The sequence below is a fragment of the Hymenobacter volaticus genome, assembly GCF_022921055.1.
Classification (GTDB): Bacteria; Bacteroidota; Bacteroidia; order Cytophagales; family Hymenobacteraceae; genus Hymenobacter; species Hymenobacter volaticus.
This window is the reverse complement of record NZ_CP095061.1, coordinates 30001-42732: the sequence shown is the minus strand read 5'-3', so window position 1 is coordinate 42732 and position 12732 is coordinate 30001. Positions and strand designations below refer to the sequence as shown.

The 12732-nt window shown below is 53.8% G+C and carries 4 protein-coding genes and 2 rRNA genes (1 of these 6 only partly in view); 3 read left to right on the top strand and 3 right to left on the bottom strand.

Annotated features, from left to right (window positions below):
• Window positions 1–460: 460 nt before the first annotated feature.
• Window positions 461–3187 carry a 4-alpha-glucanotransferase gene (locus tag MUN86_RS00165; protein WP_245120438.1) on the bottom strand — a complete coding sequence of 909 codons (2727 nt, stop codon included), beginning with the start codon at window positions 3185–3187 and terminating at the stop codon, window positions 461–463.
• 183 nt (window positions 3188–3370) lie between these two features.
• On the opposite strand from MUN86_RS00165, the gene MUN86_RS00160 reads away from it, so the two are divergent.
• The 3 genes from MUN86_RS00160 to tamL all read left to right on the top strand — a co-directional run bounded on the left by MUN86_RS00160 (window position 3371) and on the right by tamL (window position 11059).
• On the top strand, window positions 3371–3679 hold the full coding sequence (locus MUN86_RS00160; RefSeq protein WP_245120436.1) for a hypothetical protein: 309 nt from the start codon (window positions 3371–3373) through the stop codon (window positions 3677–3679).
• Complete coding sequence (locus tag MUN86_RS00155; RefSeq protein ID WP_245120434.1) at window positions 3676–8565, top strand: translocation/assembly module TamB domain-containing protein; 4890 nt, start codon at window positions 3676–3678, stop codon at window positions 8563–8565. The genes MUN86_RS00160 and MUN86_RS00155 overlap by 4 nt, the downstream gene beginning before the upstream one ends.
• 70 nt (window positions 8566–8635) lie before the next feature.
• Window positions 8636–11059 carry a translocation and assembly module lipoprotein TamL gene (gene tamL / locus MUN86_RS00150; RefSeq protein WP_245120432.1) on the top strand — a complete coding sequence of 808 codons (2424 nt, stop codon included), beginning with the start codon at window positions 8636–8638 and terminating at the stop codon, window positions 11057–11059.
• 497 nt (window positions 11060–11556) lie between these two features.
• Here the strand turns inward: tamL and rrf are convergent.
• Together rrf and MUN86_RS00140 are read right to left on the bottom strand one after the other, a co-directional pair.
• Window positions 11557–11668 (bottom strand): 5S ribosomal RNA (rrf, locus tag MUN86_RS00145).
• 99 nt (window positions 11669–11767) lie between these two features.
• Window positions 11768–12732, bottom strand: a 23S ribosomal RNA gene (locus tag MUN86_RS00140) (it continues 1944 nt past the right edge of the window).

Here is a 12732-nt window from a genome sequence, read left to right as displayed (position 1 = left end):
CAGGGGTATAATTGGGGAATGTGTGCTTAAGGAAGTAGCGTAGGTTATCACGCCAAAGTGTGTAATGAATTCTTACCGTTTAAAAGGCACTACAGCAGAATACTTCAGTTGAAAACGTCTAATGGCGCGCTTCTTTAGAAAATCAGAAAACGGGCGTGAGCGTTACGAACACCACAGCTTCTTGACTAGCCAAAAGTAGTATGACTGTTGAGCTAAGCAGGGCGCTTTTCGATGAACTCAGTTATATACAAGTTGAAAAGTCCCAATTTGGAGTTGACTTTCCTTCTCTAACGAAAACACTAATAATCAAGCTTTATAACACTTAAACTGTGTTTTTGACTGTTACGTATTTAGCTATGATTCTGGATTTTTCCCGTATTGAGACAAAAAGAAGGGCCTTGCTGAAATAGCAAGGCCCTGTCCATGATTGAATGGTGTATTTCGGCGTATGAGCGTTTTTCTATCTTCCGCTGCCTGCTACAATAGAAATAACTTCTTCATTAAATCCAAAAGTATCCTTCAATGTTTCCAGAGGTAGATGCAGTCTGTATTTCCAGAAATGCTGCGAATTAGCAGGCACATTAATTTGCTCATCATGTGGATCGGCACGCCGTAACTCGGTGCTCATGGCCAGTATATCTTGCAGCGGGAGAATAGCCCACATAGCCGGCGAGTGCAGATGCTGCACTAGTATTTCGCGCACCACCCAAGGCTCACAATGGTAGGGTGCATGCTCCCCATGGTGACCCAAGATGGTCTCGAAGAAACGCTGCGTTTTAACCCGGTCTTCTTCCCACCAACCGCGGAGCGTGCTCATGTCGTGGGAGCCTGGACTTACCACCGACAAGTAGGGCGCGTCGTTGGGGTGGCCGAACTCGGTGTTGGGGTTGGAAGGCATGCGCTGGATGTTGAGCCCCAGGATACCCAAGGCCTTCATCACGCCCGGCACCGACTCGGGCACCATACCCAAGTCCTCACCACAGATCAGCATATCGGTGGCGTAGCGTACGGGGGGCAGTTTTACTAGGCCTTGCTCGCGCCAGAACCCTTCGTGACGGTGATAGAAGAAGTCGACGTAGATATCGTGGTACAAGCGACGGCGCGACTCTTCGTCTAGCTCTGCAAACGAGATACTCTTATGGAGCGTAATGCGCGGATGATAGTGGTCGGGCCGGAGGTCGTCGGGCACGAATAGCACTTCATTAATGAGTTGGTACAGGCCCGTGCGTAACCATTTGTAATGGTCGGCATTAGTGGGGTCGGCGGCGGTTTTCGCCTCGAACACGGCTTCCACTTGGCGTTGGGTGCGCACGTGTTCTTTCAGCCGAATGTCACCTGCGCTGCTAATTTCCTCCATAAACTCATCGAACACGGCTTGTGCCTGGCCGTGGAAGATGTTCTGTACCAAGCGCCAACGAATGTAGGGCTCGCACAACCGCGCGTAATCAAACCAGCCCAGCCGCTGCTGAATCTCCTGCTGCGAGAGAGGCAGAGCCGGCGAGAAATGGCCCAACAGCCCCTCCACCGAATGCCCCGGAATCTCCCAGATGCGGAAGAAGCCCAGAATATGGTCGATGCGCAGGGCGTCGAAGTAGCGGGCCAACTGACCCATGCGCTGCTTCCACCACGCGTACCCGTCTTCGGCCATTCGCTCCCAATTGTAGGTAGGGAAGCGCCAGTTTTGGCCGGTGGTCGAGAAGTCGTCGGGTGGTGCGCCAGCTTGTTGGTGCATGTGGTACAGTTCGGGCTGCGTCCAAGCATCTACGGAGTGGCGATAGATGCCAATGGGTAAGTCGCCTTTCAGAACCACTCCGTGCTGGCGGGCGTAGGTTACGGCATCGCGCAATTGCTGGTCGAGGTGGAATTGGGTGAAGAAGTGCACACCAAACTCGTCGAAGTCGGGGGTGTCTTCCTGGGTTAGTTCGTCTACCAGCTTGGGCGTACGGTATTCTTCGGGCCACTGCTGGAAATCGGCGGTGCCGAATCGGTCACGCAAACCGGAGAAGGCGGCGTAAGGGACCAGCCAAGCCCGTTGCTCGTCGTAGTACGCTCGGAAGGCGGGGTCAGCGAGGAAGCTGGCTTTCTCCTGCTGATAGAGTTGCTTGATAAACCTCCACTTAGCCGTCATCATGGGCTCGTAGTCCACGAAGTCAAGCCCGTTTAGCTCATGCCGCAACGTATCCAGTTCTTGCTGTGCTGCCGCGTCTTGCAGCGGGGCTACAGCATCGAGGTTGAGATATTGCGGGTGCAGCGCAAACACCGAAATAGCCGCGTACGGATACGAATCCACCCAGGTGTGCGTGGCCACAGTATCGTTGATGGGCAGAATTTGTACCAGCTTCAGGCCGGTACTCACAGCCCAATCTACGAGTAGCTTCAGATCCGGAAATTCGCCCACGCCCAGGCCGCGCTGACTGCGCATGGCAAACACTGGCAGGGCTACCCCAGCGCCGCGCCAGGTGTTGAGGTACCGGAACTTGTCGTCGGCGCGCACCCGCAAGGTGCGGCGGTCAGTACTTGGTTCTAGCACTCGGTCCTCGCCCGATTCCAGCTGTACCACGCGCTTGTCGTTCGGGTCCCAGATGCCATACTTATAGCGGAGTGGTACCTCGGGTTGCTCCAAGGCTACCTCAGTGGCCCAGGTAGGATAAGTGGCATCCGAGAGCACCAGCGCCTTGCGACCGTCCCATGCGCCCACGGCCGCATCGGAGCCAAGCACGCATAACTGTTGGTTTGGCTCGACGCGTGGGGCAGCTAGTTGAAAGCGAACTACGGAGTCGGCTATCCGTGCTGTTGGGGTTGCCTTTCCGTTTTTATTCGGGCGCTGAAACAGAGCCTTGGTGAAAGCGGCGGTGAGCAATTCATTGTCGGGTTCAGCGGGTGCGCGCCAGAAGTCTTCCAACACTAGCCGGGCAAACTGCCGACCGTCGTAGGCGATAGTCCGGTTGGGGCCCCACTCCGGCTGCCGGCTGCCGTCCCGCTCGTCAACCAATATGTACTTATAGTCGAGGGTACCGGGCTGGTCGTCGGGGACACTGATTTCTTGGCTCCAGATGCCAGAGTCGGCGTCGTAGTGCAGGGGCAAAGCCTGGTCGAGGTTCCATTGACCTAAGCTAGGCTCGGAGCCGAACACCATCAGCCGTTGGCCCCACGCAGTACGAAAGGGCAAGGAGAAACGGAGAATCATGGATGGGGAAGGGGAAATAGGTTGAGCGCGAAAGATAGGGAGTATAGGTTTTAATCGAGACCTGACGCACTACGAACACCTCTTCAGAACGTTTGAGATAGAGCTGTACTGTTGCCTTCCAACCCGCAGCTTACTTTTTCCGTTTGGTTGTAATAACCGTCACTCTGTCTGATTACCACGCCTGTGCCTACTTACCTTCGTCGTACGCTGTATGTTGTTTTGGGCCTCGTTGGCTTCGTGCTACTCCTCGTGATTGGGGTTGTAGTAGCGTTGCAGTTTCCTTCTACGCAAGATTACGTTGCGCGTAAAGCAGCCAACTACTTGCAAGATAAAATCGGCACGGAAGTGCGCATCGGCAAGTTCCGCACCGACTTCAAACACGCCTTGAACCTCGATGGCGTGTATGTCGAAGACCAGAAGGGGACACGCTGCTGTCGGTTGGTCACCTCGGCGTCGACCTTGACATTTGGGCGCTTACCAAGTCGCAAGTGAACCTAAAGTCCTTGGAGCTGAACGACGGCCGCCTAGCTATCAGCCGGACCGAGCCGGACAGTATTTCCAATTACGATTTCATTGTCAACGCCTTCACCGCCGGCGACACAACCACCACTACTCCAGCCGATACCACTGGTTCCGGCTTCAAATACGACATCGGCGACTTGCGCCTGACTAGCATCTACCTCACCTACAACGACCAAGTCGAAGGCCTGAACCTAAGCACCAAAGTTGGGGAGTTGGCCGTGAACATGGACGCGGTGGACGTAGACCAATCTATTTATAAAGTAGATGAGGCCGCGCTGCGCAACACCAGTATCAGCATGGAGCAAAGCAAAACGGCCCCACCCGACACTGCCGTTTCCGAGCCGCTGGAACTAACCTTTGGGCTGAACAAGGCTACGCTCAACAACGTCAGCTTGGTGTACAGGAACACGCCCTCGGCCCAATTTATCAGTACCCGTGTGGGCGAAGCCGACATTACGGCCGACAACATCGACCTCATCAACTCGCGCGTTGACTTGAACACGCTCCTGCTGCGCAACACCAGCATCGCCTACGCCCAAAACGAAAATGTGCCGGTAGAGAAGCGCGTCGTTAACCCTGCCGAAGCTGTACGGGACATCAACGATGCCGTGGAAAAAGCTACGGGTCAGGAAGCTAGTTGGGTGGTTACATTGAAGCGCTCCGACATCACCGGTGTGGACGTTGCCTTCGATAATTTCGATGAGCCTCGCTTACGCACTCGCGTACCGGCTCTCGACTACAACCACCTCAAGTTCACTGACCTCACACTCAACCTAGAGAACCTTTCATACTCGGAAAACAGCACCACCGGTCGTATCACGCAACTAGCTGGTAAAGACCAGAGCGGCTTTCAGATTACCTCCACCAAGGCGGATGTGGTATTTGATTCGGTGCAAACCCGGCTTACCAACCTCGATCTGATCACGCCGCACACCCGCATCCGCCAGACGCTTGGCATGCGCTACGCCAGCCTCGACGCGCTGTCGGATACCAAACAACTGCCCAACCTCGGCATCGAAGGCGACCTGCGCGACGTGCGCATTGGCTTCCGCGACATTCTGTATTTAGCGCCCGACCTAGCTACTACCCCACCCTTCAACACGGGCCCTAATCAGTCGGTGTTGGTGAGTGGGCGTGTGAGTGGCCGCGTAGGTGACTTGCGCATCCGGGACCTCGACTTTGTGGGTTTCCGCAACACCGTTGTGAAGGCCAGCGGCCGAATTCAGGGGTTGCCTGAAACCGACCAGCGCCTCTTCACCGACTTCAACATCAAGCAATTCACTACCACGTCGGCCGACATCAACAGCTTGGTGCCCAAGGGTACTATCCCGCCCGACTTTCAACTGCCACCGCGCATCAATGTAGCCGGCACTTTCCGGGGACGGCCTACGGCTTTGCTTTTTGACACCGATCTGCGAGCTACCACTAGCTTCGGCAACGTAGCGGCTAAGGTAGATTTGGGCGCCGGACCCAAAGGGCAAGAACCCATCAATGCCACGTTCAATGTGCAAGGCTTCGATGTGGGCAAAGTACTGCGCGACCCAACTATTGGCCGCATCACAGCCGATGGCCGCCTCTCCGGCCGCGGGGGCCTCGATCCTAACCTGCTGCGTGGAAAGTTGGTAGCCAACGTGCGCAGTGCCACCTACAACGGCTATACGTACCGCGGCATCGCGGCTAATGTGGGCATCGACCGGAACCGCTACGTAGTGGATGCGCGCAGCCGCCAAGACCCCAACCTGAACCTCGATTTGCTGGCGACCATCAACTTGCGTAACGCCGACAACCCAAGCTACGAGGTACAACGCCTCAACCTACGCGGCGCCAACCTCACCGCCCTGGGCTTCTACACGGGTGGCGACTTGCGCGTACAAGGCGACCTGACCGCCAACCTGAGCGGTGCCGATGCCAACTCCATTAATGGCACCTTCACGGGCCGCAACATTGTGGTGGTGCGCGACAATACGCCCATTGCCCTCGACTCGATAACTGGTCGTATTGTGCAGCGGCCGGGTCGCACCGAGGTGGCCTTCAACTCCAATATTGTCGACCTCAACCTGCAAGGCAACACGGCCCTCGGCGACTTAGCCACGGTATTACAAAGCCATATCGACCGGTACTTCGATTTGCCGGGAGTTCAGTTCCGACCTTCGGCGGCTTACCGGCAATTCAGCTTTGATGCCAACGTGAAGAACACCCAGCTAGTGCAACGGCTGGTGCCCGACCTCAAGCAGCTCACCCCGTTCAAGCTCACCGGCTCGTTCGACAGCCGCGAAGCCGACTTACGCCTCAGAAGCCGTATCGTGCGTATCGTCTACCTCGGCTTTGCCTTGGACTCGTTGAAATTTGATGTGAGCTCCAACCCCGAAAAGCTGGATTACGCCTTAGGCTTACGACAGGTCAGCCAAGACACCTCGTTGCGCATTCCGAACCCAACGCTGGCGGGTAGCATACAGAACAACCAGATTGGCACCCGCCTGCGCATTGCCGAATCGGATAGCGCCGAACGGCTGAACCTGGCGGGTGTGCTGCGGGTGTTACGTGGCGGCGACGCCTACGCCTTCAGCTTCGACCCGAAGGTGTTGCTCGACGGCGTAGAATGGACCGTAACGCCTGGCAACGAGCTTCGCTACACAACCACCAACGGCGCCATCTTCGCTCAAAATGTAGAGTTCCGCCGCAACAACCGCTTCCTGACCCTTCAAACGTTGGCCGGTGCGCAGTATCCGCTTCAGGTCAGCATGGGCAACTTGGAAATCAATGGCTTAGCTCGTGCTGCTGGTTTGCAAGACTCTTTGGTAGCCGGAACGCTCAACGGCCAAGCCATAGCCTTTAGCCTTGGGCAGCCTCGGCAGGCCTTCACAGCCGATGCCGCTCTCACGGGCTTCGCCTTCAACAAGTCGGTGCTTGGCGATATCAATCTGAAGGCGACTAACCCTACCCCCGACCGCTACAACGTTGATGTGCGCCTCACCAACCAGCAGGGCATGGACGTGCAGGCAGTCGGCTACTATTTGGCCACGCCACCAAGCCCCATCCAGTTTGCTGTCAATGTCAATCGGTTTGACTTGAAAATAGCCGAGCCGTTCTCAGTTGGTCAGCTACAAGAAACCGTTGGTGGCATTACTGGCAACCTGACCGTAAATGGCACCGTCAGCCAGCCCCGTATCAATGGCACCCTGACGACCACTGCCGACGCGGGTTTCACACTCACCCAGCTAGGCGCACCCTTCCGAATCCAAAGCCAGTCCATTAATTTCGACGACCAAGGCCTGCGCTTCGACAACTTCACCGTGCTCGATTCCTTGGGTAACAAAGCAGTAGTAGAAGGCCGGGTGCTCACTAAAAACTACGTCGATGACTACCGCTTCAACCTCAATGCCACTACCGAAGACTTTGTAGCCATTCAAAGCACCGCCCGCGACAATCCTCTGTTCTACGGCAGACTGATTGTTGACTCCGATACGCGTATCAGCGGCACTCTTGACCTACCCGTAATCAACACGCGCGCGGTTGTCGGCGACAACTCCGCGCTGACGGTAGTGACTCCCAACGACGAGGCGGGCTTGGTAGAAACGGACGGCATTGTGGAATGGGTCGATAAAAGCGCCCCCATTGACCCGATGCTGGCTCAACAAGTACCCGTAGACACCGCCAAAACAGCTTCCGGCTACGACATTTCCGCCCGCATCACGGTCAATAACAAAAGCCAATTCACTGTCATCATTGATCCACTTTCCGGCGATAACCTAAAAGTGCGCGCCAACGGAACGCTTAATACTACCATCAATGCTGCCGGCTCTATTACTCTGGCCGGACGTTTAGAAGTAGCCGAAGGCAGCTACTACATGTCGCTCTACGACTTGGCTTCGCGCGAATTCGCTATCGGTCAAGGCAGCTACCTCGTCTGGTCTGGTGATCCGTACAATGCCCAGTTGAGTATAGCTGCCATCTACGAAGTGAAAGCGGCTCCTGCCGAATTACTAGCCTCTCAAGGTCCTACTACTGATGATCCGCGCTTGCGCAACACCACACCTTTTCAGGTGTACTTAAATGTTACTGGTGAGCTTCTGAAACCAACTATTGGCTTTGATATCAAGCTTCCTGAAAACAGCAATGTGATTAGCCGCAATGAAATTGAAGCACGCTTAGCGCAGTTGCGTCAGCCTAGCGAATCGTCGGAACTCAATAAGCAGGTTTTCTCGCTGCTGGTTCTTAACCGCTTCCTCGCCAGCGACCCATTCAAGAGCAGTAGTGGAAGCCTTGTAAACGACCAGTTGCGAGGTAGTGCAAGCCAAGTACTAACCCAGCAGCTCAACAACCTCACTGGTAGTTACCTTTCCAATCTCGGTGTAGAGCTAGGCGTAAATTCCTCTGCTGACTTTTCAAGCGGCTCGGAGAAAACGCGTACTGACCTGAATGTAGCCGTGCGTCGACAGCTTTTCAATGACCGGGTAAGCGTACGGCTAGGTACTGATGTCCCTCTAGCTGGCGGAGGCAACCAAGCCACCCAGGGGCAGCAAGGAGTTAGCAATTTTGCTGGCGATGTAAGTATCGAGTACAATGTACTGGCCAACGGCCGCATCCGCCTCCGGGCATTCCGCAACAATGCCTACGCCGACATCGACGGCCAATACATTCGGAACGGTGTCTCCCTGATTTTCCAGCGCGACTATCAGAGCTTGGCAGACCTTTTCAAGGGCCTCGACAAGGAAGTGAAGGAGGAAGTGAAAGATAACCGTCGCCGTAACCGCCGCGAGCGGAAAGCCAATCCCGATTCCTCGAACGTCATCACCACTGCTCCCCGCCGCGATTCCCTCCGGACTGCCCAGCGTGCTACTACTTCTGGCCGCTAGGCTGACTTACAACGCTCGGTAGTGCCGCGCCAGCAGTTTTCTCAGAAGCTCAACAAAACACCTATTGCATATGCTCACTAGTGCTCCTCGTCCAGTCAAGAATGGTCTGGCTTATTCTTCTACTTCTAAAGTGAGGAGTTGGAAAAATAAGTTTGGACGTTGGGCAGCTCTGGTTGTTTTACTAACAGCGGCATCATGCTCAGGTACCAAGTATATTCCTGAAGGCTCCAAGCTATATACGGGTAGCACCGTAAAGCTGAAGTCAGATAGCCCCATCTCAAACGAGAGCCTTCTGACCACCGAACTAGAAGGGGTTATTGCTCCTAAGCCAAATACCTCTTTTCTAGGGCAGCGGCCAAAACTGTACTTCTGGCATCTCGGTGAAGGCAAGACCAAAGGAATAGGCAAGTGGATAGCTGACAAGTACGGCGAAAAGCCAGTGCTATTAAGTGAAGTGGACACTCAGCGTGTAAAGGGATTGATGGTCAACCGGCTCAACAACAACGGGTATTTCAAGCCGGCTGTGAATGCCAAAGTTGAAGTGAAAGACCAAACTGCCTCAGTTGACTATACGGCCAGGGTTGGTAAGCCCTACCTCATCAAGGAAATCCAGTTCCCAAACCGTGATACGCTCGTTGACCGGGCCATTCAAGCTACCAAAGCCGGCTCTCTACTGAAAGTAGGTGACCCGTATAATCTCCAGACTTTAGTTAATGAGCGAGTACGCATTGATGGCATCCTCAAGAACCAAGGCTACTACTATTTTTCACCCGACAACATCCTGTTCCAAGTAGATAGCACCCTCGACAACCAAGTTAATATCTACGTAACGGTAAAGAACAACATTCAGGATCGTGCGGTGCGCCCATACGTTCTGAACCGCGTAACTCTTAATACCGATTACTCACTATCCGATACCGCATCTGCCGGTCGCACACCGATACCCTACAGAGGCTACCGCTATTTCCCCGATGAGAAAGTTTTCAAGGCGAAGGCCATCACCAACGCTACATTTCTTTATCCCGATAGCCTCTACCGTCGCCGCCGCTCCGACCAGACCTTAAGTCGTCTCATGAGCTTAGGTACCTTCAAATACGTTGATATCCGATTCCGCCCCGCTCGTAACGTTCCCGATTCTGCCGGCTATGGCCATCTGAATGCCTTTGTACGCATGACGCAGGTACCCAAAAAGTCTTTGCGTGCCGAGCTTCAGATGAACACGTCTAACATCTTTACTGGACCATCCTTGGTGTTGCAGTTCCGCAACAGATCGGCACTACGCGGTGCAGAACAACTGCTCGTAAATGCCAGCGCCTCCGCTGAGACGGGGCAAGGCGCTTTATCTGGCGTTACTTCAACGCAATACGGTCTTGATGCACAATTGCTCGTTCCGCGGCTCATTACGCCACCTTTTGATATTCGCCTACGCAACTCCGACTTTCAACCCCGCACCTTCTTTGAAGCAGGCTACAAGTATGTCCTACGAACCAAATACTTTCAGGAAGACATCTTTAATCTAGGCTACGGCTATAGCTGGAAAACCAAGGTTACCAATGAGCAACGCCTGCAACCTATCGACTTGCAGTACCTCAGACTAAGCAAGCAAGAGCAAGTATTCACTGACCTGCTGAATGAGCGACCCTTCTTAGCAAACAGCTTTCGGCAGCAATTCATCTTGGGTAGCAGCTACCAATACACATACAACCAACAATCGTTGGAGCAGCGCCGCAACCAGTTTTACTTCAGCGGTGGCCTAGATTTATCAGGTAACCTGGCCTACCTACTCCAAAGCCTCAGCGGCTCCTCTAAGACCGAAAACGGGTCCTACGCATTATTCGGTCAAGAGTATTCGCAGTACACCAAAGTCGACTTAGAGCTGCGCAACTATTACCGAATGTCCGCTAATCCCACCAGCGGCAACAAAATTGCAACCCGTCTGCTCATAGGTGTAGGCATGCCATATCTGAATTCTAATGTCCTTCCTTACCTCAAGCAATATGGTATCGGTGGCCCTAACAGTGTACGCGCTTTCAACGCCCGCGGCATAGGGCCAGGCACCTACCGTCCTAGCGAAACACAGCGTAAAGCCAATAGTGGCTTCTACGACCAAGTAGGTGATATCCGCTTAGAAGCTAATGTAGAATACCGTCAAGATTTGTTTCCCTATGTAAAAGGTGCCCTATTTGTAGACGCTGGTAACATCTGGCTGGTAAACGCCGATGCTAGCCGCGCCACCTATGATTCTAATGGGAATCCGGATGGACAGAATGGTCAATTTCAGTTCAAGACTTTTTTACAGCAAATGGCTGTGGGTGCTGGTGCGGGTATTCGCATCGATGTCCAGTTTTTTGTAATTCGTCTCGATGCAGCTTACCCATTAATTTATCCTTATGACAACGTAGATATAGAAACGCCTACCGGCGATCCGATTACTGCTAACAAGACTGGCCCTAAAGCTATCAAGTTAAATATTGCAATTGGCTATCCTTTCTAAGTATTGCAATGTCTAGCTTGATTGGAACCATCAAGGCTACACATAAACAAACTGGGAGCATCATACAAAAGGCCAAGATTCAAGCTAAGCAGCTTGAATCTTGGCCTTTTGTATGATGCTTACCCTAGTAACAAGAAACACCATCTTATAGATCTGAAAGTTCTTGGTACAAATGAATTAGCATCTATTCGCTATTCATACTTCAAGTGGTAGCAAACCATTTAATCCCTGGAATTATGCCTACAGCAACGAGAAAAGATGATAGAGAAGCGACTAACAAGTCAGCATCATAAACTAACCTACCTCGTCAGCTAACCAATTCATCACCGCCTTCAAGGAGGAACGTGAATCTATAGTAACATAACTTAACAGAAGAGGGGCTGGCTCTTCCGAACCAGCCCCTTTTCCCTAGTACAAGATTGGCAGCGACCGGCCTAAACGCAAACCGCCCCTCGACGGCACGGGCCGGAGGGGCGGACAAGCACTCTACTAGGTAAGGTTGGCGGCGACCGACTCTCCCACCGATGAAGGCAGTACCATAGGCGCTCCGGGGCTTAACGACTCTGTTCGGAATGGGAAGAGGTGAACACCCGGGCTAAAGCCACCATTACTGGCAACCGGTCGTCCCTTACGAAACTCGACAACCGGCCTATATCATTGACACAAGGACAAGAGAGAAAAAAAGTACCCCATGTAAGGAGTCTGTACTGCTAGAAGCGTTCGAGTCATTAGTACGGGTCAGCTGTGGCATTCCGGCCTCTACACTTCCCGCCTATCCACGTGGTCATCTCCCACGACTCTTCCTATATCGGAGATCTCATCTTCAGGTGAGTTTCGCACTTAGATGCTTTCAGCGCTTATCTCATCCGAGCGTCGCTACCCGGCGCTGCAGCTGGCGCCACAACCGGTACACGAGCGGCTCGTCCAACTCGGTCCTCTCGTACTAAAGTCAGGTCCTGTCAAATCTCCAACGCCCACCACAGATAGGGACCGAACTGTCTCACGACGTTCTGAACCCAGCTCGCGTGCCACTTTAATCGGCGAACAGCCGAACCCTTGGGACCTTCTCCAGCCCCAGGACGTGACGAGCCGACATCGAGGTGCCAAACCTCCCCGTCGATATGAGCTCTTGGGGAGATCAGCCTGTTATCCCCGGCGTACCTTTTATCCTTTGAGCGATGGCCCTTCCATGCGGAACCACCGGATCACTATATCCGTCTTTCGACCCTGCTCGGCTTGTGGGCCTCACAGTCAAGCCCGCTTCTGCTATTGCGCTCTACGTCCGGTTACCAAGCGGACTGAGCGGACCTTTGAAAGCCTCCGATACGCTTTTGGAGGCGACCACCCCAGTCAAACTACCCAGCAGACACTGTTTCCGTATTCCAGATTAGGCACCAAACAACACAAGGGTGGTATTTCAACGGCGACTCCCCAAGACCTAGCGGCCCTGGCTCAACGTCTCCCACCTATGCTACACATGTGTTGTCCAGCGTCAATGTCAACCTATAGTAAAGGTGCACGGGGTCTTTCCGTCCCGTGGCGGGTACTCGGCATCTTCACCGAGACTACAATTTCACCGAGCTCACCGCTGAGACAGCGCCCAGATCGTTACACCATTCGTGCAGGTCGGAACTTACCCGACAAGGAATTTCGCTACCTTAGGACCGTTATAG

Coding starts and splice junctions, on each gene's coding strand:
- MUN86_RS00165 (WP_245120438.1), bottom strand. CDS start 3,187: ATGATTCTCCGTTTCTCCTTGCCCTTTCGTACTGCGTGGGGCCAACGG.
- tamL (WP_245120432.1), top strand. CDS start 8,636: ATGCTCACTAGTGCTCCTCGTCCAGTCAAGAATGGTCTGGCTTATTCT.